This window comes from Streptomyces sp. NPDC001156 (assembly GCF_053598275.1).
Map to the genome: position 1 here is coordinate 12,255 of NZ_JBSFJX010000087.1, position 23,808 is coordinate 36,062.

The following is a 23,808-nucleotide window of genomic DNA, read 5'->3' on the forward strand; positions in this document are numbered from 1 at the left end:
TCTCAAGGTTCCCGCCCGCCCGCGGGACAGCGCATGTGCGAAGTTCGATCCAGCCCTCCCCGGTCGGCTCCCGCCCGTAAACGTGATTCCCCCACTCGCGCGATCTCCGCCCGCCGGATGCCGATCCGCTGCCGGTCGCACCACATGCGCGCATCGGAATTTCCGCTGTTCAGGTGATCACTGAATATCGCCGGGCCAGGCATGGCAAAAGACATGGGGCGAGCCAAGGACAACCGCGGCCGCCGCGTCACCAAGTGGCCGCGTCACAGCGATGCCGACCCCGGAGGAGAACACGCGATGAACGATCGCGGCAGCGACTACGTGCCCGTCCTGATCGTGGGGGGCTCACTCGTGGGCTTGTCCGCCTCGGTCTTCCTCGGACGCCTCGGCATCCAGCACCGCGTCGTGGAACGCCATGCTGCCACATCGGCCCATCCACGCGGCCGTGGCAACAACATGCGCACGATGGAACTGTTCCGGACGGCGGGTCTTGAGCCGCAGATCCGCAAAGCCGCCGCAGTGCTGTCCAAGAACCACGGAATCCTGCAGGTGGACACCCTGCACAGCGGGAACCGCCGATGGCTTTCGGCGCGGATCACGGGCAAGGCGCCCGAGGCCGACGTGTGTTCGACGCTCCGGTGCGCCTGCAGCCAGAACGACTTGGAGCCCGTACTCCTCGACGGCGCGCGCATGCTCGGCGGAGACGTGCGCTTCGGCATGGAACTGCTGTCCTTCACCCAGGACGACGACGGGGTGCACTCCGTTCTGCAGGACAGGGAGACCGGCGATACCCACACCGTGCATTCGGACTTCCTTCTCGCCGCCGACGGCCCCCGCAGCCCCGTGCGCGAGCGGCTCGGGATCGAGCACTCCGGCTCGGGCGATCTGTTCCACAACGTCAGCGCCACGTTCCGCAGCAAGCGGCTGCGCGAAGTGGCGGGTGACGAGCACTTCGTGGTCTGTTACGTCACCGACCCCTCGGGTGAGGGCGTACTGCTGCCGGTGGACAACGAGGAGCAGTGGGTCTTCCATGTGCCCTGGTTCCCCGAGCGCGGACAGACACTGGAGTACTTCACCGACGTCCGGATCAGCGAGCACATCCGGGCGGCCGCCGGAGTGCGCGATCTGGACGTCGAGATCACGGGCAAGGCGCCGTGGCACGCGGCCGACCGGGTGGCGAACAGCTACCGGGACGGACGCGTGTTCCTCATCGGCGACTCCGCACACGAAATGCCGCCCACCGGCGCGTTCGGTTCGAACACCGGTATCCAGGACGCGCACAACCTCGCCTGGAAGGTCGCGGCGGTGCTCCGCGGCTGGGCGGACGTGAAGCTGCTGGAGAGCTACGAGGCGGAACGCCGGCCGGTCGCACAGGCGACCAGCTCCCGGGCGACCTTGCAGGCGGCCCGTGAGCAGCATCCCGGGTACTCCGCCCGGACCGCGTCGAACGACACCGCGGATCTGATGACCGTGGCGCTCGGGTACCGCTACGCCTCCGCGGCGGTGGTCGGCGCCGATGTGGAAGAACCCGTCATCCCGGACTTCCTGTGCCTGCGTGCCGACCCCGGAACCCGCGCACCCCATATGTGGGTCATCCACAACGGGACGAAGGTTTCGACCGTCGACTTGTACGAGCGCTCTTTCGTGATGCTCTGCGGGAGCAGCGACTGGCGTACCGCCGCCCGCAGTGCGGGTGCGCGACTCAACGTTCCGCTCGACATCTACGCCATCGGCGCCGGTGCGGAGTTCGACCTGGACACCGGAGACGGACCCGACTGGGCATCGGTGCACGGCACGACCCCGGACGGCGCGGTCCTCGTGCGGCCGGACGGGTTCGTCGCCTGGCGCACCGACGGCGAGCCGAAGGACATGGAGAAGGAACTGACGTACGTGCTGCGCCGAATCCTCGGGCGTTGAGCCAACACCGCCTCAAGCCCCGGGCTTTCCGGCGCGACCACAGGAATGGGACCCCGCATGACATCACTGCAGACGGCGGCAGGCGCGGCCCGGGTGGCCGGTGCGGAGATCGGTGATCCGGCGGGCGGCGATGCACGCCGGGCGCGGGTGGACGTGCACCACCACTACACCGCGCCCGAGTGGCTGGACTGGGCGGAAGGGCAGGGCATCGTCCAGCGCGGGAAGCTGCCCCCGTGGACCCGCTGGGACGTCGACAGCGCGCTGGCGTTGATGGACGGCGCGGGCATCCGTACCAGCGTGCTCACCGTCGCCATGCTGGGACGCCTGCAGGATCCGGAGCTGCGCAAGGAGAGCGCCCGGGTGGCCCTGCAGGCCGCCAGCGACCTCACCCGGAGCCACCCCGGCCGCTTCGCGTTCTACACCCCTGTCTTCCTCGAGAGCCCCGACCTGTCGATCTGGTCGGTCCGGCACGGCATGGACGACCTCGGGGCGGTCGGCGTCAGCGCACGGACCAGCGTCAACGGCGTCCACCTCGGCCACGCCTCGCAGGACAGGATTCTCGCCGAACTGAACGAACGCTCCGCCGTGATCAGCACCCACCCGATGGAGGTCCGGCCGGGGGGTGCGGAGCTGGAAGGCGTCCCGCCGTTCCTGTGCGACTTCCTGATGGACACGACACGCGCGGCGATCAGTCTCATCATCAACGGCACCCTGGACCGCTTCCCGGATCTCACCTTCATCCTGCCGCACGGAGGCGGATTCCTGCCCTACATCGCAAGCCGCATCGAGGTGTTCAGCGACCACCTGATGCCGAAGGTGGATCACGCCCGGATCCGCGACTACTTGCATCGCTTCTACTACGACACGGCCGGGCCCATGTCCCCGTCGGCCACGCCGACTCTGCTGGCCGCCGTGGACCCTTCCCGGATCCTCTACGGCAGCGACTGGCCCCCCACCCCGGCCCATCTGGTCACGGGCGTCACCGCGCCAGCGCTGGACGACGACCCCGCTCTCGACGAGGTCCAGCGCCGCCGTATCAACCGCGACAACGCCTGCCGGCTGCTGCCGGCCCTGGCCGCGGGCCACCGCGGGCCGGCCTAGCGGGGCCGCCGGCCCGAGGGGCTCGCATCGGCGTGTTCCTCAGCGACGCAGAAAGTCCGCGAGTCCCTCCAGGAGCCGGTCGACGTCCGCCGAGTCGTTGTAGGGCGCGAGCCCGAGGCGGAGTCCGCCGGTGTCGCCGAGCCCGAGGCGGCGTGAGGCCTCGGGCGCGTAGAAGGATCCGGCAGGCGCGTGGATGCCGCGTTCCGCCAGGAAGCGGTAGGCGTCCGCCGTGTCCTGGCCTTCGAAGGTCAGCAGCAGGGTCGGGGTGCGGTCGGCTGCCCGGGAGTGCACCGTGACCCGGGCGAGCCCGGAAAGGCCCTTGTCGATCTGTGCGCGCAGCGTGTCCTCGTGCTCTTCGAGCGCGTGGAAGGCGGAGGCCAGGCGTTCTTGGCGGGTGCCGGTGGCGTCGGCGTCCAAAGCGGCGAGGAAGTCGACCGCGGCGCGCGTACCGGCCAGCAACTCGTAGGGCAGCGTGCCCAGTTCGAAGCGCTCGGGTACCGCGTCGCTGGAGGCCGCCAGCTTGTCGGGGTGCACGGTTTCCAGCAGTTCGGGCCGGGCGGCGAGGACGCCGTGGTGCGGTCCGAGGAATTTGTAGGGCGAGCACACGAAGAAGTCCGCGCCCAGTCGCTCGATGTCCACCAGGGAGTGGGCGGTGTAGTGGACACCGTCGACATAGAGCAGAGCGCCGGCGTCGTGGACCAGGCGGGAGATCGCGGCGATCGGGGGCCGGGTCCCGATCAGGTTGGAGGCGGCCGTGACGGCGACGAGCCGGGTGCGTTCACCGAGGACCGAGGCGATGTGCTCGGGGGCCAGTTCGCCCGTTCGGGGGTCGAAGTCGGCCCACCGGACGGTCGCGCCGGACTGTTCCGCGGCCTGGATCCAGGGACGGACGTTGGAGTCGTGGTCGAGGCGAGTGACGACCACCTCGTCGCCGGGCGACCAGGTCTTGGCCAGGGCGCGGGAGAAGTCGTAGGTGAGCTGGGTGGCGCTGCGCCCGAAGACGATCCCGGACGGGGCCGCGCCCAGCAGATCGGCCATGGCCTCGCGGCTGCCGGCCACGATGGCCTCGGCGTTGCGCTCTCCCGCGGTCAGCCGGCCCCGATTCGAGAGAGGCTGCGCGAACGCGTCGGTGATGGCCCGGATGACGGGCTCGGGGGTCTGGGTGCCTCCGGGCCCGTCGAAGTGGACGCTGCCGGCGGCCAGGGCGGGGAACTGCGCACGGATGCCGGTGATGTCGTAGCGCACGAGGGGCTCCTGTCCTGTCCTGGGCTGGGGTCGGGCGAGCGGTGGGTGGAAGGCGGTCACCGACGTCGGTGCCGGGCCACTCGCCGCAGTGCCCGCGCCAGAGACGGTAGCCGAGGGCACCGACGATAGGGGTGCCAGCCGTCAGGAGGCGGCCGGCAGGCCCCTGCGTACAAGGTCCGCCTGGCGGCCCGGAGGCGGTGTGCGGCGGTCTTCCGCGCGTGCGGCGCACCGCCGCGCCCTCGATCCGGACCGGATATCCCGGTACGGGCGGACTCGGATCACCGGGTTCCTCCGAGGATGCCCCGGCCTTCGGGCCGGGGAGGAGTCGGATTCCGGCGGGGCAGGGCGGGGGTGGCCGGATCGCCGTCGAGGCGATCCGGTGTCCACCCCGCACGGCGGCGATGTCGCCCACAATGATCGAGAACTCTCGACTGTCAGTCCTCCCGGGTAGGTTCGGATGCATGACGACGGAAGCGACCGCGAAGGACACCGGGCATGCCCGGTACACCTTCCGTGTGCGCCTGTCGAACACGGCCAGGCGCCGGCTCGAAGCCGAGTGGGATCGCTGCCGGTGGATCTGGAACGAATGCGTGGCCAAGTCCAAGCAGGTCCACCTGCAGGGCAGAGCGGGCGGCGAGAAGCTGACGTGTGGTCCGGCTCAGCTCGACAAGATGCTGACCGAGGCCCGCAGGGGGATGCCGTGGCTGGCTGAGGGCGCGAGCGTGCCTCAGCAGCAGGTGATACGCGACTTCGCCAAGGCTCGCGCCAAGGCCCTGAAGGACATCAAGGACCGGGTTGCGACGCATCGCCGGGCGGGGATGCCCCGGTGGAAGAAGAAGCGTCAGGCGCGGCCGAGCCTGAACTACACCCGGCGCGGCTTTCGCATCAAGGACGGTCGTCTGCACCTGGCGGGCGGGATCGTCCTGGCGGTGGTGTGGTCGCGGGAGCTGCCTGCGGACCCGTCGAGCGTGCGCGTGTACCAGGACACGCTCGGACATTGGTACGTGTCCTTCGTCGCCCCCGCGCAGTGCGAACCGCTCGCCCCCACGGGGCGCGTGCTCGGGGTGGACTGGGGTGTGAAGGAGACCGCCACCACCACGGACGACGCCTACGACCTCCCGAACGCCGAGCACGGCAAGCGGGCCGCGCAGCGGCTCGCGAGGTACCAGCGGATGATGGCCCGGCGGCGGCGTCCGAAGGGGCAGCCCGCATCCGCGGGCTACCGGCAGGCGCAGGCCCAGGCAGCGAAGTTGCACAAGAAGGTGGCCCGGCAGCGGGAGGACACCGGCCGCAAGTGGGCCAAGGGTGTGATGCGCGGTCATGACGGGGTTGCGGTGGAGGACTTCCGGCCGAAGTTCCTCGCGAAGACCACCATGGCCCGCAAGGCGGCCGATGCCGCCATCGCCGCGACCAAGCGTGCCCTGGTCGAGATGGGCGCCAAGCACGCGCGAGACGTCCGTCTCGTGCACCCGGCGCACACCACGATGGACTGTGCGCAGTGCGCAGCGAGAACCAAGCACGCACTCCCTCTCTCGATGAGAACGTATACCTGCACCGTGTGCGCAGCCGTGTCTCCCAGGGACAAGAACTCCGCCCGCGTGATGCTGGTCCGGGCAGGTTGGAACCCGGACGGTGTCGAGGGCGTAAGACCTCCTGGTCCGCTGGACCAGGCGGCAGCCTGAGCCGTAAATCCCCGCTCAGCCCCGGAGGGTGGAGAATCCCCTCCCAGGCAGGGGAGCCTTCAAAGCACCTTGCGGTGGACGAGGGTGGCGAGTACCAGCGTGCCTGGCAGCAGGGGCAGCCAGACCGTCAGGACGCGATAGCCGATCACGCTGGCCGTGGCCAGCTCCATCGGTGCGCCGTAGGCGACCAGGGCGAACACCGTAGCCGCGTCCACGGGTCCGATGCCGCCCGGCGCCGGCACGGCCCCGACGGCGGTGCTCGCGGCGAGGAACGCGAAGATCACCTGCGTCCACGGCAGTCCCATGCTCAGCGAGGACCCGACCGAGGCGATCACGCAGGCCTGGAACACCGGGGCGACCGCGGACCCGCCCCACAGGGCGAGCACACGGCTGGGCCGGGTGTGCAGACTCCGTGCGTCGGTCAGGGCGGTGCGCGCGAAGGACAATGCCGGGCGGCGCAGCGGGCGTACGACCGTGAGCAGTACGGCGACGGCCGCGACACCGATCACCGCGATCCCGGCGGCGAGCAGCAGCGTCCTGGTGTCCGGGAGGAGTCGGCCGAGCTGCAGCGTCCTGGGGAATACCACGACGAAGAAGAGGAGCACGGCCGTCTTCGCGATCGGCTTCACCAGTGAGTACAGGGCCAGCGAGGCGGTGGCCCGAGCGAAGGGGATACCGCGGCCCTGCAGGAAGCGCAGGGTGACGGCATGGGCTCCGATGCTCGCCGGCAGCACATGGTTCGCGGCGCCGGCGGCGAACTGGGAGGCGAGCAGCGGCCCGGGCGGGAGCTTCTCCGGCACGGCTCCCTGGCGGACGCACGCCGCGGTCACCCAGCCCAGGCCGGTGAAGAAGACCCCGGCCAGCAGCCACCAGGGGTCGGCGGAGGCCAGCCGGGCGGTGCCGCCGCGCACGGCACGCCAGTCGGCGGCGGCCCACGCACCGATCAGCAGGAGCGGGAGCAGGGTCAGCACCCGGCGGGCCAGGCGCGCGACGGAGGGGCTACGGACGGGGGCGGGGAGCGGCCCGGGGAGCTCTTCGAGCGGGAGCAGGGACACGGCGCACAAGGTCCTTCCGCGTCGCACCCGCGTGATACGCGGCGGACGGAATACAAGCCGAGGCAGGGGGGACGGCGGAAACCTTCCCGGCCGGTGTGACCGTACGGTGTCCGGCAGTCGAAGGCGCGTCGTCCGGCGGGCGACACCGCCGCTGCCGGGGGTTTCGCGGCGAACAGTTCCTGACGCCGGAACCCCGGAATGCCGTCCCGCCGGTCACGGGCCGCCTGAGTCCGGGCCCGGTGATGGGCACACCAGTCGCGGCGCATCCCGGGCGGGAGAGCCGCAGTTGGGTGGCCGCTGTCAGCGCAGGGACCGGTGCGTAAGGGACGGGCGGCGGGCCGACTGACCGGCCTGGGCGGGCCCCTGACCGCCGGTGACGGCCTCGCGGCGCACCACGACCAGCGCGGCGTCGTCCTGGAAGGTGCCGCCGCAGTACGCGACGATGTCGTTGCGGAGACGAAGAATGAGATCGCCCGGGGTGTCCGCGTCCTTCCAGGCCGACAGTCGCTCGTCGAGCGGATAGAAGCGGTCGGCCGAGTCGCGCGCCTCGGAGACCCCGTCGGTGTAGAGCACCATCATGTCGCCGGGTGCGAAGGGGAAGGTGTCCACGCTTCCGTCCGGAGCCCCCGGCAGGCACATGCCGAGGGGGAGCGCGTGCTGGCCCGGCGCCAGGGCGACGACCCGTCCGGCGTGCAGCCGCAGCGGCGGCGGGTGCCCACAGTTGAGGATGTGGACCTCGGGTACTTCGTCCGAGATGTCGATGAGAGCGGCCGTGATGAAGGACTCGTCCGCGTCGGTGCCCGCCCTGGCCGGCTGGGACAGACTCCAGCACAGCGTCGCCTCGATCTCGTTGCGCGGCGCGGGCAGGCTCGGCTCGCGGTGAGCCGCGCTGCGGAAGGCGCCCAGCACCAGGGCCGCGTCCTCGATGGCGGGCAGGCCCTTGCCGCGGGCGTCTCCGATGAGCAGACGCGTCCCGTTCCTGGTGCGAACGGCGGCGTACAGGTCGCCGCCGATGCGTGCCTCCTCCGTGGCCGCGCGATAGGCGCTGGCGATACGCAGCACACCCATCTGGTCGGGCAGGGGCTGCAGTACGACCTGCTGCGCGGCTTCGGCCACCGACCGCACCTGTTTGAGTTCCGCGCTGTGCCGTTCATGCAGCCGGCAGAAGAGCACAGTGAAGGCGCCGATCACGATCAGGGAGATGAGCTGGGTCTCGTGGTTGGAGGTGAGAGCGCTGTTGCGGATCAGGGAGATGGCCATGAGCGCCGCCACGGCGAGGGCCGCGATGAGTGCGGTGAGCCGGGAGCCGCCGAACGAGGCGGTGAGTGCGGGCGCGACCACGAGCAGCGGTCCCAGATGGATGTCCTGCGGCGCCAGGACATCGGCGATCGTGATCGCCACGATCAGCGCGTCGGGATGGCCACGAGTCCCCGGTTCGACTGCCACGACCAGCGGATACCTCCGCCAGGCAAAAGCCGCATATCTCTTGAATACACCCGGGCGTCGGCCCGCGGATACTCGGCCGGTGCGCGGACGGGGAGTCAGGGAGCCCACCGCCGGAGGCGGCGGCCACGGACGTGCCGGCGTCGTGTGGGACCCGTCGGCACGTCCGGCCTCCGTCGAACCGGTCTCAGCCGGCTCGGGCGGTGCGGGCGGCTCGGCCCGGGGACCGCCGGGGCAGGGCGACGCGTACGCGTCGCACGCACCTCTACTTGGCGGCGGGCGGGGCGAGCATTCCGTTGTGCCTCAGCAAGGCGTAGCCGATGCCGATGCCCGCGGCCACCGGCCACTCCAGGGCGCCGATCACCGCCAGCGCGCCGAGGCCCGCGTACAGCGGCAGGCCGCCTTTGGCCGGCAGGACGCGGCGGGCGGTCTCCACGGGGACGGCCGCGGCGTTGACCGCACGGCCGGCCGCCTCGCCGAGGGGTGGGACGGTGATGGTGAACTGCTTGCCGGATGCGGTGGTGGATCTCTTCTTGGTCGCTTTCGCGGCCCGCGGAGTGGCGGGCCGCTGTGTCGTCTTCGTCCTCGAGGCGGGGCGCGTGGCGCTCCCGCTCCGGGTGGCCGGGCGTTTCGCAGCGGTCTTCGGCGTGGTCACGGTTCACATCCGTTCGTGGGTCCGGCACTTCGCCCCCCAACGAGGCACAAGCTACCCGTGGGGAATTGAGGCTGCGAGCCAGGAATCCATTCGGCTCAGCACGCCGCGCGGGGCCGCCCGGACCGGGTCAGGATGATCGCCATCGAACCGGGGGACCGCCGCTCGGGAGGTGCCACCCAGATGTCGCTGCTGTCCGGAGTACGTCTACCGCTGCCGTTCGCCGTGCCACTGAGCGGGTTCCTGGCGGGCGGAGTGGCCGCCGGTGTGCGTGGTGCGTCCGACATGGCCGCCATGCTGCTCGGGGTGGAGCGACGCGATGTGTGGTCCCGTCAGGGGCGCTGCCATATCGAGGTGCGGGGAGTCCGGGGCCCCGGCGGCACATGGGTGTCACATGCGGTGGAGCACGCGCTCGAGCAGCATCCCGGCGTGCTGTGGGCCCGGGTGAACGCACCGGCGGAGCGGGTCGTGGTGCAGTTGGCCTCGCCCCCGCCGCCCCAGCAGGAGCTGATCCGGATCATCGCCCGTGCCGAGTCGCACGGGGTCGGCGGCGGGGAGTCGGGCACGGTCGACCGGTGGTGCCCCGAGCCCCACCATCCGTCCGAGGGGCCGAGCAGGCGGCCGACGCTTCCGGTCCTGATCGCCGACGTCGCGGGTCTCCTGCTCACGGTGGCCACACGGGTGTCGCCCTGGACGCCCCTGCCGGCCGAGGCGGGGGCGCTGGCCACGGCGGTCCAGTACCACCCGTGGCTGCGCAGGGTGGCATTGGCGGGCGTCGCCGGAAGGGAGGGCACGGGGGGACCGGTCGTTCCCGTCGTGAACGCCTTCGTCCAGGGCATGGCCACCCGCGGCGGAGGACTGGTGCTCGACGTCGCGCAGCGCATGGCGCAGTGGCGCGAGGCGAACGCCGAGCTCGATGCGTGGGTGGAGGCGGAACCCCGGCTCGTGCGGGGGCCGCAGGACGCGCAGGCCGAGCCGATCGTGGTGGAACGGCCCGAGGCGCATGAGGACGTGACGGCGCGCTACGCCAGACGGGCGATGGGGACGGGCGCCGCGATCGGCGCCCTGGCCACCCCCTACGCGGGACCGCGGCGCGCCCTGGCGGTGGCGCTGGCCAGCATGCCGAAGGCACCGGAGGCCGGCCGGGAGGGCTTCGCCACCAGCCTCGGCCGGTTCCTCGCGCTGCGCGGCGTCGTGGCGATGGACCGTAGCGCGCTGCGCCGCCTGGGCCAGGTGGACACCGTGCTCCTCGACGTGGACGTACTGCGCGGCGGCCGGTACGAACTGACCGGGCTGGAGGTGCTCGGCGGCGCCGGGACGGAAGAGGTCTCCGACCCGCTGTTCGCCCTGTTCGATCCGGCGGCGCCAGCGCGGGTCCGCAGCGACGGCGAAGGTTGGGTGCTCGGCCCGCTGGAGGACCTGGACCTGACCGGCCGCACCGGGCGGCAGGCCGCGGACCGGTTGCGCAGCCGGGGCAGTGAGCTGGTTCTGGGCCTCGCTCGCCGGCGCCGGCTGATGGCCGTGGCGGGGGCGGCGATGAAGACGCTTCCGGGCGCGCAAACCCTGGCGGCGGCGGCTCGCCGCTCGGGCCTGCGGGTGGTCCTCGCCAGCGATCAGCTGTACCCGGAGCTCGGCTTCGTGGACACGATGGTGCCCGGCGACGGCCACCTGGTGGCGTCGGTGCGCGCGCTGCAGGCGGACGGTGCGGTGGTGCTCCTGGTGTCGGGCAACCGCCGGGCCCTCGGGGCGTCCGACTGCGGCATCGGAGTCCACCGCGAAGGGGAGCCGCCGGCCTGGGGCGCACATCTGCTGGTCGGTACCGACCTGGACTCGGTCGCGTTGATCATGACCGGAGTCGGCGTGGCCCGCCAGGTCGACCGGGACAGCGCGGTGCTGGCCGCGAGCGGCAGCGGCATCGGCGCGGTCGCGGCGATGCGGGCACCGGAGTCCGAGGCGTGCTCGCGCGGACAGGCGGCGTGCAACACCGCGGGCGGGATCGCGTTCTGCATGGGCGTCTGGCGTGCCCGGCGGCTGTACTCGCATCCCATCACCCCGTCCGTGGAGACCGTGCCGTGGCACCTGATGCCGCCCGCGCGGGTCCTCGAACGGTTGCGTACGAGCATCGACGGGCTCCCTGCCGAGGAGGCCGCGGCGCGGGCGAAGGGCGACTCGACCGGGGGAGCGGCGCCGCGCACCACGCTGCCGTCGGCGTTCGTCGAGGAACTCGCCAACCCGCTGACCCCGGTGCTCGCCGGCGGGGCGGCCCTGGCCGCCGCAGTGGGCTCCCGGGCGGACGCCGCGCTGGTCGCCTCGATCACCGCCATGGCCGCGCTGGTCGGCGGCTTCCAGCGGGTCAGGACCGAGCGCGCCCTCGCGGAGCTGACCGCCCGCTCGGCGGTCGGCGCGCGGGTGCGGCGCGGCGGTGGCGAGCGGCTCGTCACGGCCGAGGACCTGGTGCTCGGTGACGTCATCCTGCTGCGGCCCGAGGACGTGGTTCCCGCCGACTGCCGTCTACTGGAGGCCGCGGGCCTCGAGGTTGACGAGTCGTCGCTGACCGGCGAGTCGCTGCCCGTGGCCAAGGACCCGGCCCCGGTGGTCGCCGCGCAGCTCCCCGAGCGCAGCTCGATGCTCTACGAGGGCACCACCGTCTCCGCCGGGGAGGCGGTGGCCGTGGTCGTGGCGACCGGAGCGGCCACCGAGGTCGGGCGGACCATGGCCAGCGCACGGGAGGCCGCACCGGCCACCGGGGTCGAGGCGCGGCTGTCGTCGCTCACCAGGGCCAGCCTGCCGGTGGCCGCGGCCTCCGCGGTGGCGGTGGCCGGCGCCGGACTGCTGCACGGACGCCCGCTCGCGCAGAGCCTGGCCTCGGCGGTGAACCTGGCGGTCGCATCGGTCCCCGAAGGTCTGCCCTTCCTGGTCAACGCGGCCCAGTTGGCCTCCGCGCGCCGCCTGGCCGACCACGGCGCGCTGGTCCGCAACCCGCGGACCATCGAGGCGCTCGGCCGGGCCGATGTGCTGTGCTTCGACAAGACCGGCACCCTCACCGAGGGCGATCTCCAACTCGCCGCCGTCAGCGACGGAAACCGCACCCTCTCCCTCGACCGGCTCGGACCGCCGCACGAGGCGATCCTGGCCGCCGCGCTACGTGCCACCCCCGCCGCCCGGCAGTCCGTGCCCATGGCCCACCAGACTGACCGGGCGGTGGACATAGGCGCCCGCACGGCAGGGGTGTCCGCCAGCCGCGACGCCCCCCGCTGGGAGCGTACGGACACCCTGCCCTTCGACCCGTCCCGCGCCTACCACGCCACAGCGGGCCGCACCGCGGGTACCGACCTGCTCAGCATCAAGGGCGCCCCGGAGGTCGTCCTGGCCCGCTGCACGCGCCGGCGCCTGAACGGGACCGAGACCGCGCTTGACGCTGCCGGGCGCAGGGCCCTCACCGCGGCCACCGAGGAACTCGCCGGGGCCGGCAAGCGCGTCCTCGCCGTGGCCGAACGGACCATGCGCCCGGACGAGGAGCTCACCGACGACGTCGTACAGGACCTGGTCTTCGCCGGTTTCGTCGTCCTGGCCGACCCGGTACGGCCCGGTGCGGCCCCGGCCACCGCCCGGTTGCGCGCGGCCGGGGTGCACACGGTCATGCTCACCGGGGACCACGCCGCGACCGCCGAGGCCATCGCGGCCTCCGTCACCGGTGACCCCGAGCAGACCGTCTGCACCGGACCGGAGTTGGACGAACTCGACGACGAGTCGCTCGACGTGCTGCTGCCGAAGGTGGACGTGATCGCCCGGTGCACCCCGCGCCACAAGGTCCGTATCGTGCAGGCGTACCAGCGACTGGGAAGGGTCGTGGCCATGACCGGCGACGGAGCCAACGACGCCCCTGCCATCCGCCTCGCCGACGTCGGCATCGCCCTGGGGCGGCGCGGCACCCCCGCGGCCACGGCCGCCGCCGATCTGGTGATCGGTGACGACCGACTGGAGACGATCGTCACCGCCCTGACCGAGGGCCGGGCGATGTGGACCTCGGTGAGGACCGCGCTGGCCATCCTGCTCGGCGGCAACCTGGGCGAGGTCACCTTCAGCGTGCTGGCCTCCGCCGTGGTCGGCAGTTCACCGCTGAGCGCCCGGCAGATCATGCTGGTCAACCTCCTCACCGACCTTGCTCCCGCGCTGTCCATCGCGGTACGCACACCCGCCGAGAGCACCGGGGAACAACTGCTCGAAGAAGGTCCCCACCACTCGCTGGGCACTGCGCTGACCCAGGAGATGCTGCAGCGCGGGCTCACCACGGCCCTCGGTGCGGGGCTGGCCTGGACGGCCGCCCGCTTCACCGGTACGCAACGCCGTGCCGCCACGGTGGCGCTGGTGGCGGTGGTCGGCACCCAGCTCGCACAGACCCTCATCAGCGGCGGCGCGGACCGCCAGGTGCTTGCCGCCACCGTCGGCTCGGCCGGCGTGCTCGTCGGCATCGTCCAGACGCCGGGCGTCAGCCAGTTCTTCGGATCCACCCCGCTGGGACCCGTCGCCTGGGGCATCTCCCTGTCGGCGATCACCACCGCCACGCTGCTGCACGCATGCCTGCGGCCGCTCGCCTGCCGGCTGGCCGGTTCGGCCTGGCTGCCCTCGGGGGACGAGCAGACCGAAGGAGACGGGGAGCCGGCGCCGCTGCCGTCGCCCGCGGCCGCCCTGGTCGCCGTACCGGCCGGCTGGCTGACCTCGGCCCTGTCCCGCCTCGGCCTGCAGGCACCGGACCTCGGCCTCACCTAGTCCGTGACCGGAACCCGTGGAGGCAGATCCGGGCCTGCGGTTCGGCCCAGCGGTCCGCACGGACGAAGTCCTGAGGTTCGGCGCGGCGGTCCGCACGGACGAATGCCTGAGGCTCGGCGCGGCGGTCCGTACGGACGAAGGCCTGAGGCTCGGCGCGGCGGTCCCGACGAACGGACACGGCGGGCGGGGAGCTTCCGGGTGGGCGGGTCTTGGCGCACGGCGACGGGGCGGGGATGTCGGGGCCCTATGACGCGCGGCGATCGCGCAGGGCTGCCGGCTCGGTGGGCTTGGCACACGGCGACCGGGCGGGGCTGCTGGGTCGGTGGGCTTGGCGCGCGGCGGCGGCCATCGTGCATGGCGACCGGGCGGGGCTGGGAGGCGACGGGCTTGGCACCGCTGACCGGGCGGGCCTGCCGGGTCGTGGGCTTGGCGCAAGCCCCTATACGCACCGGCCGAGCGCGCAGGTCAGTCATGGTCTGCCGTACCGGCGGCGGGTACCGCGGGCGCGCGCGGTCGGGCCGCGCAGCGGACTGCGCGGCCCGGCCCAATGGTGCCCGGCGGGGGGCGGGTCAGCGGCGGCGCCTGGTGACGCCCGGCAGTCCCACCATCCGCCAGATCCTGACTTCGCGTACCAGCCCGGGCATCTCCCGGCACAGTACGACGGTCGCCAGGCCCGCAATGAGCAGCGCCTCGGCGATCAGCACTCGTCTGGCCATGTTCCCTACTCCTCGGTCCTTGTCTGCGATGCCGCACCGGAAGCGGCGCGGTGGTGGATGCCGCCTCATCCGGGAGGAAGGTTCGGCATGGTCTTGGCGATCGCGTTGTGCTTCCGCCAGTGGATTCCGGTCGAGCGGCGGGCGTCGGCGGTCCCGTCCTTGTGGTGTCCGGTCTGACGGCTGTAGGGCCCCCTGTTGCCCTCGTGCAGCCCGGAGACATGGGTCGGGGTGTCGGGTTTCACGTCCGGCTTGCCTACTCGGATGATGCCCATCAGCTCCTCCTTGCCGGTCTACGGTTGTTCGGTCAGCTCCGCGAAGAACTGGTCCACGGCCGGCCACACCCGGCTGCCGCCGGACAGGCCCCGCCATTCCCGTCGGACGAGCGCGACCATCCGGAAGCAGTCGTCGATGGGGACGATCCAGTGCTCCTCCGCGGAACGGGCGGTGTTCACCAGTAGCGCCTCCACATCCGGTTCGAGGGTGGCGAGCGGGGGGCACTGGGCGACGACATCGCGCCATGCCTGAGGGTCCGCCTCCCAGCGCGCGGCCCCCGCGGGGCTCGGGTAGTGCGCGGTCACGGTGCTGTCCGCACGCGCGATGAAGAAGGCCAGCCCCACCGGGACGCCCAGGGCGCGAGTACCCACCGGAGGCAGGCGGACCCGCCGGCTCGGCACCAGCCGGTACCGCCCCTCGCTCGCCTCGGCCTCGACGAAGAGCAGGGAGCAGGGCCGGCAGGCGCACAGCACCTCGTCGTTGCCCACGTCGAGCAGATGCCGGTGGTCGGACGGGGTCTCGACGCCGCATAGGTCGCAGCGCTCCGCCTCCGGTCGCCGGTCCGCGGCGGAGCGGATGACGCGGGCCAGAGCACCGGAGGTCATGACGGCTCCGCGACGGACGCCGAACGCAGGGTGAGTGCTTCGAGCGGTACGAAGGTGCTGCGCCGCCCGTCAGCCCCCGGCGCCCGTTCGACGCCGGAGAGCTCGGGGGCCAGGGTGAGCACGGCCTCGCGGACCGCCTCCTCCAGTTCGGCGGAGGAGGATCCGCAGCCCTTGGCGGCGAGCCGCACACGGGCGACGCCCTCCTCCACTGCCGTCAGCTCGACGTCCCCGCCCCGTTCGAGCACCGAGGGGCGCAGCGCGTCGACCGCGCGCTCGGCCCGGCGCTCGGGCGGTTCCGGGTGGATGTCGTGAAGCACCAGGAGATGGCCGATGAGCTGGTCACCGGCCATACGGTCGACGAGGGCGCGGTCGGCGCCGTCCAGTACCCGGGCCAGCGCCTCCCCGTAGACCGCGGCGAGGACCTGCACCGCCTCGATCGCGGCGCCGGTCATGGGCCCCGGGGCGTCCTCGATCTGCTCGAGCAGCAGGTCGAGGCGTGTCAGCCGTTCGGCGACCGCCGCCTCGTCGAGCCGCACGGACTCAGGCATGAGCCGCTCCGTACGTGGGCGAGTGCAGCTTGGTCAGCGTGTTGCCCTTGCCGAGGTACATGTGCACCCCGCAGGGCAGACAGGGGTCGAAGCTGCGGACGGTGCGCATGATGTCGACGCCCTTGAAGTCGTCGGGGCCGTTCTCCTCGAAGATCGGCTGGCCCTGGACGGCGTCCTCGTAGGGCCCGGGGGTGCCGTACATGTCCCTTGGGCTGCCGTTCCACGGCGTCGGCGGGTAGGGGTGGTAGTTCGCGATCTTCCTGTCCTTGATCACCAGGTGGTGGGAGAGGACACCGCGCACCGCTTCGTGGAACCCGCAGCCGATCGCCTCGTCCGGCACCTCGTAGTTCTCGAAGACCTTGGTCTCGCCGGCACGGACGAACCCCATCGCCTTCTCGAGGAAGTAGAAGGCCATGGCGGCGGAGTACGCGACGAAGTACGGCCGGGCCCGGTCGCGCTCGAGCGTGTTGCTCCACTTGGGGATCTTCCACTCCAGCGTCATCTCCGGCAGTTGCTCGCTCTTGGGCAGCGAGATCTCCACACTGCGGCCGGTGGCCTTCACGTACGGCGTGTCGACCATGCCGTTGAGCGCCGTCGACCACAGGCGGGCCAGGGGACCGCCGCCGGTGTCCAGCGGAAGATGCTCGGAGGTCTTCTTGTTGTACCAGCGAGGGCTCATCACCCAGCTGTAGTTGCCGTCGAAGTCGCGCTTCTGCGGCATCGGGACCGTCGTCTGGTTCCAGGGGTGGCGCATGTCGACGGGGTTGCCGAGCGGGTCGTGGGTGACGAACGGCTGCTCGTTCGCCCAGTCCTCGTAGTAGGAACTGCCCAGCAGGATACGGATGCCCAGGTTGATGTCGACCAGGTCGTTGGTGACGAGTTCGCCGTCCACGACGACGCCGGGGGTGACGTACATCGCCTTGCCCCACTCGCTCATCGTCTCGTAGCGGTAGTCGCACACGTCGGGGTTCTGCCAGGCGCCCCAGCAGCCGAGCATGATGCGCCGCCGGCCCACCTCCTCGTAGCCGGGCATCGCCTCGTAGAAGAAGTCGAAGACGTCGTCGCTCATCACGACGGCCTTCTTGACGAAGTCGAGCACGCGCACCAGGCGGGAGAGGTAGTCGGTGAAGGTGGTCGGCTCCGGCATCGTGCCGACACCGCCCGGATAGAGCGTGGAGGGATGGACGTGGCGCCCCTCCATCAGGCAGAACATCTCCCGGGTGATCCGGCTGACCTTCAGCGCCTCCTTGTACACCTCGCCCTCGAACGGGTTGTAGGCGCGCATCACGTCGGCGATGGTCCGGTACCCGTGGATGTTCGCGTGGCGTGCCTCGGTGCGCTCAGCCCGCGCCAGGAGGCCGGGGTTGGTGGACTTGACCATGGCTTCGCAGAAGTCGACGAAGACCAGGTTGTCCTGGAAGATCGTGTGGTCGAAGATGTACTCGGCCGCCTCGCCCAGGTTGACGATGGTGTCGGCGAGCATCGGCGGCTTGACGCCATAGGCCATCTGCTGGGCGTAGTTGGAACACGTGGTGTGATTGTCACCGCAGATCCCGCAGATGCGCGACGTGATGAAGCCCGCGTCGCGCGGGTCCTTGCCCCGCATGAAGACGGAGTAGCCCCGGAAGAGGGACGAGGTGCTGTGACACTCCACGACTTCCCGGTTCGCGAAGTCGATCTTCGTGTAGATGCCGAGATTGCCGACGATCCGGGTGATCGGGTCCCAGGACATGTCCACGATCTGCGCGGGTTTGCGCTTGGCGCCCCGCGCCTCGGTTGCCGTCATGTCCGTGTTTTCCTCGCTCTCTTTCGCTTGTCCGGTCTCAGGGGCGCCAGTGGGCGTCGTAACCGCTGGTCAGCTCGGCCTTGGGATGGCGCCACTTGGGCTCGCGGTTGACCGCCATGTTGGTCAGGCCGCGCAGTCGCCGGATCACGGCCCCGTAGGGTCTGATCAGGGCGGCGGAGAAGGTGGCGCCCGTCGGCTCGTCCATGAACGGCATGAAGGCGTCCGGGAAACCGGGCATCGTGCAGCCGATGCAGATGCCCCCGACGTTCGGGCAGCCGCCCACGCCCGCCATCCAGCCGCGCTTGGGCACGTTGCAGTTGACGACCGGACCCCAACAGCCCACCTTGACCATGCACTTGGGCGAGTTGTAGTCCCGGCCGAAGTCGGCCTGCTCGTAGTAGGCGGCGCGGTCGCATCCCTCGTGCACCGTCTTCCCGAACAGCCACTGCGGACGCAGCATGTGGTCCAGCGGGGGCGGCGGTGCCGACCCGGCCGCGTGGTAGAGCACCCAGGTCAGCGTCTCCATGAAGTTCTCGGGCTGGATCGGGCAGCCCGGCACGTTGACGATGGGCAGCCCGCCCTGAGACTTGAACTCCCAGCCCAGATAGTCGGCGAGGCCCATGGAGCCCGTGGGGTTGCCGGCCATCGCGTGGATCCCGCCGTACGTGGCGCACGTACCGGCGGCGACCACCGCCCAGGCGCGGGGAGCGAGGTGGTCGATCCACCAGTTGAGGGTGAGCGGCTCACCCGTTTCGGGGTCGTTGCCGAACGAGGTCCAGTAGCCGTCGCCCTGGATGATCTTCTGGTTGGGGATCGAGCCCTCGATGACCAGGATGAAAGGCTCCAGGTCGCCGCGTGCCGCCGCGCGGAAAGGAGCGAGGAAGTCCTCGCCGCCCATACTGGGCGAGAGCACCTTGTTGTAGAGGTTTACCTTCGGCAGGCCCGGTACGAGCCCGAGGACGATGTCCTCGATGGCGGGCTGACCGGCCGCCGTCATCGAGATGGTGTCGCCGTCGCAGCTCATGCCCTCGGAGATCCACAGGATATGGACCTCGTCGAACCCGCGTGGTTGCTCGGTCTTGTCGTTGCGTCGGCTGACCTTGGTACCGCTTTCCACGGTCATGTGCTCGGCCTCCCTTGCAGTCGGTCCCGGAGTCGGTCGTAGGCCGCGGCCACCGGTCCGGCGAACGCCAGGGCGGGAGACGCGTCGGATGCGTGCGGATGTGGTTCGGTCCTGGCACCGCGCTCGTCAGGGGCGGCGGCGTCCGCGGCCGGTACGGCGCCGGCGGCTGTCGGGGCGAGGGAACGGATGGCTCCGTGCAGCCGGGCCAGCACCTCCGGCGGCATGGTCTCAACCCGGTCCAGGATCGACGCGGCCCGGGCGTCGGTGGCGCGGGCCTCACGTTTCTCGTCGTCCGTGAGCAGCAGCGTCCGCAGGGTCAGGATCTCGTCGATCTCCGCGGCGTCGTGCAGGTCGCCCGGACTCTCCGGCGCCACCTGCGGGTGGTCGGGCAGGATGATCGGGGCGGACAGGACGAGGCCGTCCGATCCCTCCTCGCCGGCGAGCACCGGGAAGGTGTGCAGGTTGCGGCAGTCCCGGACGTGAGCGGCGGCCTCCTCGGGCGGGTCGATGGAGGAGAGGAAGCTGATTCCCTGGCCGCCGATCAACGTGTGCGTCGCGATGAGCGCATGGCGCAGGGCCTCCTCGCGAGGCGTCTCCGGCGGGGTCGCCTCACCGGTGTTCTCCGTGCGCACCCCGAGCCGGTGAAGTCCTCCGGGGCCGGGGAGCCGCTCGGCGTACAGCGTCGTCCGCGCCTCGACGGGGCACCGCTGGCGCACCAACCGCCCCACGCCATCGGGAAGTTCCTCCGTCTCCTCACCGCCAGGAGCGGCCAGGGCGAACTGCCGCTCACCTGCCAGGAGGACGGCCAGCGGAACGACGAGGTCGCTCTCGCGCGGCACCGCCTCGTCGAAGGCCAGATGGACGGCGCCGGCTGTCTCCACGGAGTCCACGGGGGTGTAGCGGCCGTCCTCCTCCCGGAGCTCGACGACCCTCTGCTGCATCTGCAGATAGCGCACGCGCACCTGGACCACGGCCTCGGGCTCTGCCCGTAGCAGGCACTCGGTCTGCTGCTGCCAGGACTCCACGGACCCCGAGATGCTCGGCGCGACGGGGCCGTCGGCCCCCGCCCAGGCACGCGGCGCGAGGATGCCGAACTGCCAGCGCACACGGTTCTTGGGCGACGATCTCCGGTACGGGTAGAGGAGGTAGCCCTCGTAGAGGACGGCGTCGGCCACGGCGCAGGCCTCGTCGACCGCGGAGTGCGCCACGCGCGCGCTCCCGGGCTCCCGGTCAGGGTGGCTCACCGTAGCTCCTCACTTGCCAACTGTCCCTATTGCAGTGGTTTACAACGATCACACCTTTTATCGGATTCGGCGCGCATTGGCGGCGGACGGGTGAGTGGCGCGTCGGCCTGGGAGGACCGCGGAGTGGAGGGACGGTAGGCCCCCAGTTGCCGCCGTTCGGCCATCCGGGTGGTCGCGTCGTGGCCGTCGCGGCGCGTATGAGGGACGGGGACGTGTGCCCCGCGTGGGGGTGGCAGGCTGCGGGCGCTGGGCCGTGCCGTCGCGGCGAGTCGCGGCCCTGCCGGGCGGCACCGCGCTCGCGCGTCGTGGGGGCCGTCGGCCGTTTCGGAGCGCGTACCAAAGGAGCGGAGGCCCGTGGAGACGAGCCCGGTCGACTGCGCCGAACCGTCCGGCCCCGGTGCCGTGGCCACCGAGTCGGCGTACCGCCGGGTGCGAGCGGCCCAGGCCGGTGGCGCGGCGTTCGGAGACGCGAGTGCCTGGGACCTGTTCCGGATGGCGTTCGCCTCGGTGACCCCGCCAGGGGCGCGCCGGCGGTCCGCGTCCGGGGGCGACCTCGCCCGCTCGTGACCGCCCCCCAGGCGCCGGAGTCCTCGTCGCGACGCGTGGCACAGTGAGCCCATGTGCGGTCGATATGTCTCCACCCGCAGCCCCGAGGACCTGGCCCGGCTCTTCCACGTCACCGACTGGAACCGCCAGGACACCCTGGAGCCCAACTGGAACGTCGCCCCGACCGACGACGTATGGGCGGTGCTCGAGCGCGCGCCCCGCGGCGGTGGCACCGTGCGGCGGCAGTTGCGGCCGTTGCGCTGGGGGCTGGTGCCGTCCTGGGCGAAGGACCCGAAGACCGGCGCAAGGATGATCAACGCCCGGGTGGAGACGGTCCACGAGAAGCCGGCCTTCCGTCAGGCCTTCCTCAAACGGCGCTGTCTGCTGCCCGCCGACGGCTTCTACGAGTGGCAGCAGGTCCCGGCGGCCGGCCCGGCGAAGGCGCACAAGCAGCCCTACTTCATCAGCCCCGAGGACGGGCAGGTGATGGCCCTGGCGGGGTTGTACGAGTTCTGGCGGGATCCGGCGGTGGCCGAGGACGACGACCCCGCGGCCTGGTGGACCACCTGCACGGTCATCACCACGGACGCCACCGACGCTGCGGGCCGCATCCACCCGCGCATGCCCCTCGCGGTGCCCCCCGACCAGCAGGACGCCTGGCTGGACCCCGAGCAGCAGGACCCGGCCCGGCTGCACGGAGTGCTGCACCCGCCCGCGGACGGCCGGCTGGCCGTCCGTCCGGTGTCCACGGCCGTCAACAACGTCCGCAACAACGGCCCCCAGCTGCTCGATCCGGTCACACCCTAGGTCCCGGGCAGGTTCGACCCCGGCCGCTCAGTGGCTGCGGACCGGATGCGGCAGTGCGAACCGCACCGCGCTCACCCGTGGCGAGAAGTGGAGCACCGGGGGCCCGGCCGGCGCGGGAAGCCCGGCCGCCGCCGTCAGCGTCTGGCGCAGCTCCACCGCCTCGGCACGGCACAGCGGCCACGGCTCGTGATCCACCGAGGTCTGCCACAGCACCCGGCCGGTGCGGGTGAAGGCCCGCCAGCGGGAGACCAGCCACACGTCCCTCGGATCCGGGTCGATCGGTTCTCCCGGGCGGACGGTGAGGCGGTAGGACGGGAACCCCCCGCGGCGCACTCCGGCATAGCGCACCGTGGCGCCCTCCTTCCGCACCTGCAGGACGCCCAGGTGGTAGGGCGCGCCGATCAGCCACCCCGCCAGCATGGCCGGCACGGCGACCTCCAGGGAGAGGAACCACAAGCCGTCGAGGCCGTCGGGGCGGTGCACGAAGGTGCGCAGATTGGTCTCCGCGAAGGACGACGGAGTCGGTGGCAGAACGCCGGGGCGCAGAGCCGACATGACGAAGGGCGTGAACCCCACCCACGCCGCGTCCTCGTAGGTGTCGACGGTCAGCCCCGGCGGCAGCAGCGCCTGCACGCTCCGCGGGTCGTAGGGCCAGTGGACGAAGGTCTGACTCAGCCACCGTGCCTTGAACAACGGCAGAACGACATGCCGTTCCCTGGTGTACGACACCATGGCCACCAGCCTACGCAGCGGCCCGGCCCCCGGCCGGTCGCAGGCTCGGCGGCCCTGCCCCGAGCGTGCCGCCCCCAGGCCGGCTTCGCGCGGCCCCGCTGCGTCAGGTGTCCTTGTCCTCGACCGGGACGAGTGGGTGGGGCACGGCGATGACAGGGCATCCGGCGTGGCGCAGTACGCCCTGGCTCACCGAGCCCAGCAGCAGACCGGCGAGGCCGCCGTGGCCCCGGGTCCCCACCACCAGGGCCGCCGCATGTGCGGACTCCTCGGCCAGAACCCTCGCCGGATGACCGCTGACCACGTCCAGGCGCAGCTCCACGTCCGGGTACTCCTCGGCGCGACCGGCGGTGGTGCGAGAGAGCAGAAGCCGGCCTTGCTGCCGCGCCTGGTCCTCGTCGAGTGCGCCGAGCAGCCCCGGCTGCCGCACGTACAGCGCCCTCAGGACCGCGCCCCGCAGCGCGGCCTCCTCGAAGGCGAAGGCGACGGCAGTGGCCGAGCGCGCGCTGCCGTCCACGCCGACGACGAGGTACTCGGGCCGGTCGGGCAGGTGTTCCGGCTCGGGCACGACGACCACCGGGCAGCGGGCATGGGCCATGACGGGCAGAGTGATCGAGGTCGGTCCGAACACCTCGGTCATCCGGCTCGGATGCCGGGACCCCAGTACGAGGGCCGTGGCGTCGTGGGCCTGCTCCCGCAGGATCTCCACCGGGTGCCCCTCAGCCAGCATCCCGGTCACCTCGACCTGCGGCTGGCGGGCTTCGGCGAACGCCACCGCCGCCTCGAGGAGATGCTCTCCCGCGTCGTGCAGCGCGTGGTCCCGCGCACTCCAGGAGTGCGGCATGTCCCATCTGCGGAACTCCGTGGTCGGCACGCTGTCGACATGCACCGGGCGCAGCGGCACCCGGCGGCGCGCCGCCTCGTCGGCCGCCCAGGCCAGAGCCGCGCGCCTCGCCGGGTCGGGATCGACGCCGACCACGATGGGCCGACCGCCGTCCGGTCGGGTCATGGTCATCTCCACCAGCGCTGGGCCGGCCCGTCCGATACTGACGTGCGGGCAGCCGCGAACGGCTGCGCGCCCTCGCCCGGGGCGGCGGCTGCCGGGGCCTCCTGGATCGGGCCGCGAGCCGCCGCCGTGGCGCTCCTTCGTTCACCACCAGTCTGTACGCAGGCCCCCGTGCAAGCACAGGCGGACCTGATCTGCTTGGCCCGCCACCAGGAGGTGACCGGCCCGATCGGTGCCTTGACCGCTTCCCACCGGGCCAAGAGGATTCCTCCGGCCGCACGTCCGCAGCGAGTGAGGAGTTCCCCAACCCGATGACTCTCTCGACGCCGGGTCCCGGCTTCCGCCCCCGTGCCGCCCTCGCCATGTCCCAGGAGGCCGCCGCGGCTGTCCTGGACCCCGAGTCGCTCGGCGCACTGGCCGCGATCTGCGCCCTCGCCCCGCCGCCCGTCCTCGACGACCTCACCACCCCGCGGGCCCGGGCTGTCCTCGCCGAGGTCGACCTCCTGGTCACCGGCTGGGGCTGCCCCCCGCTGGGCGCCGCCGCCCTGGCGGCGGCGCCC

The 23,808-nt window shown here is 72.0% G+C and carries 19 protein-coding genes and 1 pseudogene; 7 read left to right on the top strand and 13 right to left on the bottom strand.

Annotation, left to right across the window (positions count from 1 at the left end):
* The first annotated feature begins 297 nt into the window (after positions 1-297).
* On the top strand, positions 298-1,917 hold the full coding sequence (locus tag ACWDA7_RS31150; RefSeq protein ID WP_450608375.1) for an FAD-dependent oxidoreductase: 1,620 nt from the start codon (positions 298-300) through the stop codon (positions 1,915-1,917).
* A gap of 57 nt (positions 1,918-1,974) precedes the next feature.
* Entirely contained in the window at positions 1,975-3,018 is a 1,044-nt protein-coding gene (locus ACWDA7_RS31155; RefSeq protein WP_450608377.1) for an amidohydrolase family protein, read from the top strand.
* Between the two features lie 39 nt (positions 3,019-3,057).
* On the opposite strand, the gene ACWDA7_RS31160 is transcribed toward ACWDA7_RS31155, so the two are convergent.
* Positions 3,058-4,263, bottom strand: coding sequence for a cysteine desulfurase-like protein (locus ACWDA7_RS31160; protein WP_450608378.1), 1,206 nt, complete (start codon positions 4,261-4,263; stop codon positions 3,058-3,060).
* 461 nt (positions 4,264-4,724) lie between these two features.
* Here ACWDA7_RS31160 and ACWDA7_RS31165 point away from each other — a divergent pair, with 461 nt between their 5' ends.
* A complete protein-coding gene (locus ACWDA7_RS31165) occupies positions 4,725-5,945 on the top strand; it encodes an RNA-guided endonuclease InsQ/TnpB family protein (protein ID WP_450608380.1) in 1,221 nt (406 codons plus the stop codon).
* 59 nt (positions 5,946-6,004) lie between these two features.
* Here the strand turns inward: ACWDA7_RS31165 and ACWDA7_RS31170 are convergent, their stop codons facing one another.
* The 3 genes from ACWDA7_RS31170 to ACWDA7_RS31180 all read right to left on the bottom strand — a co-directional run bounded on the left by ACWDA7_RS31170 (position 6,005) and on the right by ACWDA7_RS31180 (position 9,098).
* Positions 6,005-7,000, bottom strand: a complete 996-nt coding sequence (locus ACWDA7_RS31170; protein WP_450608382.1) for a lysylphosphatidylglycerol synthase transmembrane domain-containing protein — start codon at positions 6,998-7,000, stop codon at positions 6,005-6,007.
* A 300-nt stretch (positions 7,001-7,300) separates the two neighbouring features.
* On the bottom strand, positions 7,301-8,446 hold the full coding sequence (locus ACWDA7_RS31175) for a PP2C family protein-serine/threonine phosphatase (RefSeq protein WP_450608384.1): 1,146 nt from the start codon (positions 8,444-8,446) through the stop codon (positions 7,301-7,303).
* A gap of 262 nt (positions 8,447-8,708) precedes the next feature.
* Positions 8,709-9,098: a hypothetical protein gene (locus ACWDA7_RS31180; protein WP_450608386.1), complete on the bottom strand. Its 390-nt coding sequence runs from the start codon at positions 9,096-9,098 to the stop codon at positions 8,709-8,711.
* 132 nt (positions 9,099-9,230) lie between these two features.
* On the opposite strand from ACWDA7_RS31180, the gene ACWDA7_RS31185 reads away from it, so the two are divergent.
* On the top strand, positions 9,231-13,865 hold the full coding sequence (locus ACWDA7_RS31185; RefSeq protein ID WP_450608388.1) for an HAD-IC family P-type ATPase: 4,635 nt from the start codon (positions 9,231-9,233) through the stop codon (positions 13,863-13,865).
* Positions 13,866-14,434: 569 nt separating this feature from the next.
* On the opposite strand, the gene ACWDA7_RS31190 is transcribed toward ACWDA7_RS31185, so the two are convergent.
* The 7 genes from ACWDA7_RS31190 to ACWDA7_RS31220 form a co-directional block, all read right to left on the bottom strand.
* Positions 14,435-14,581, bottom strand: a complete 147-nt coding sequence (locus tag ACWDA7_RS31190) for a hypothetical protein (protein ID WP_359396079.1) — start codon at positions 14,579-14,581, stop codon at positions 14,435-14,437.
* A gap of 65 nt (positions 14,582-14,646) precedes the next feature.
* Positions 14,647-14,853 carry a hypothetical protein gene (locus tag ACWDA7_RS31195; RefSeq protein ID WP_450608390.1) on the bottom strand — a complete coding sequence of 69 codons (207 nt, stop codon included), beginning with the start codon at positions 14,851-14,853 and terminating at the stop codon, positions 14,647-14,649.
* Positions 14,854-14,871: 18 nt separating this feature from the next.
* Positions 14,872-15,459 (bottom strand): DUF5947 family protein, encoded by a 588-nt coding sequence (locus ACWDA7_RS31200; protein ID WP_450608392.1) that lies wholly within the window; start codon positions 15,457-15,459, stop codon positions 14,872-14,874.
* A complete protein-coding gene (locus ACWDA7_RS31205) occupies positions 15,456-16,007 on the bottom strand; it encodes a NifU family protein (RefSeq protein WP_450608394.1) in 552 nt (183 codons plus the stop codon). Before ACWDA7_RS31205 ends, ACWDA7_RS31200 begins: the two co-directional genes overlap by 4 nt.
* The gene (locus ACWDA7_RS31210) at positions 16,000-17,793 is read right to left on the bottom strand and encodes a nickel-dependent hydrogenase large subunit (protein ID WP_432924785.1); all 1,794 of its coding nucleotides are present in this window, start codon (positions 17,791-17,793) and stop codon (positions 16,000-16,002) included. Before ACWDA7_RS31210 ends, ACWDA7_RS31205 begins: the two co-directional genes overlap by 8 nt.
* A gap of 37 nt (positions 17,794-17,830) precedes the next feature.
* Positions 17,831-18,916 (bottom strand): NADH-quinone oxidoreductase subunit B family protein, encoded by a 1,086-nt coding sequence (locus tag ACWDA7_RS31215; RefSeq protein WP_450608395.1) that lies wholly within the window; start codon positions 18,914-18,916, stop codon positions 17,831-17,833.
* Positions 18,913-20,160, bottom strand: coding sequence for a hypothetical protein (locus ACWDA7_RS31220; RefSeq protein ID WP_450608397.1), 1,248 nt, complete (start codon positions 20,158-20,160; stop codon positions 18,913-18,915). Before ACWDA7_RS31220 ends, ACWDA7_RS31215 begins: the two co-directional genes overlap by 4 nt.
* Before the next feature lie 354 nt (positions 20,161-20,514).
* Here ACWDA7_RS31220 and ACWDA7_RS31225 point away from each other — a divergent pair, with 354 nt between their 5' ends.
* Both ACWDA7_RS31225 and ACWDA7_RS31230 read left to right on the top strand, forming a co-directional pair.
* Complete coding sequence (locus ACWDA7_RS31225; protein WP_450608399.1) at positions 20,515-20,727, top strand: hypothetical protein; 213 nt, start codon at positions 20,515-20,517, stop codon at positions 20,725-20,727.
* A gap of 51 nt (positions 20,728-20,778) precedes the next feature.
* Positions 20,779-21,513: an SOS response-associated peptidase gene (locus ACWDA7_RS31230; RefSeq protein ID WP_450608400.1), complete on the top strand. Its 735-nt coding sequence runs from the start codon at positions 20,779-20,781 to the stop codon at positions 21,511-21,513.
* Positions 21,514-21,540: 27 nt separating this feature from the next.
* Here ACWDA7_RS31230 and ACWDA7_RS31235 read toward each other — a convergent pair whose 3' ends face one another.
* Positions 21,541-22,245 (bottom strand): YqjF family protein, encoded by a 705-nt coding sequence (locus tag ACWDA7_RS31235; RefSeq protein WP_450608402.1) that lies wholly within the window; start codon positions 22,243-22,245, stop codon positions 21,541-21,543.
* Positions 22,246-22,348: 103 nt separating this feature from the next.
* Positions 22,349-23,251, bottom strand: a complete 903-nt coding sequence (locus ACWDA7_RS31240) for a universal stress protein (RefSeq protein ID WP_450608404.1) — start codon at positions 23,249-23,251, stop codon at positions 22,349-22,351.
* Positions 23,252-23,559: 308 nt separating this feature from the next.
* On the opposite strand from ACWDA7_RS31240, the pseudogene ACWDA7_RS31245 reads away from it, so the two are divergent.
* Positions 23,560-23,808 (top strand): annotated as a pseudogene (locus ACWDA7_RS31245) (hydroxyacid dehydrogenase); the annotation flags it as partial.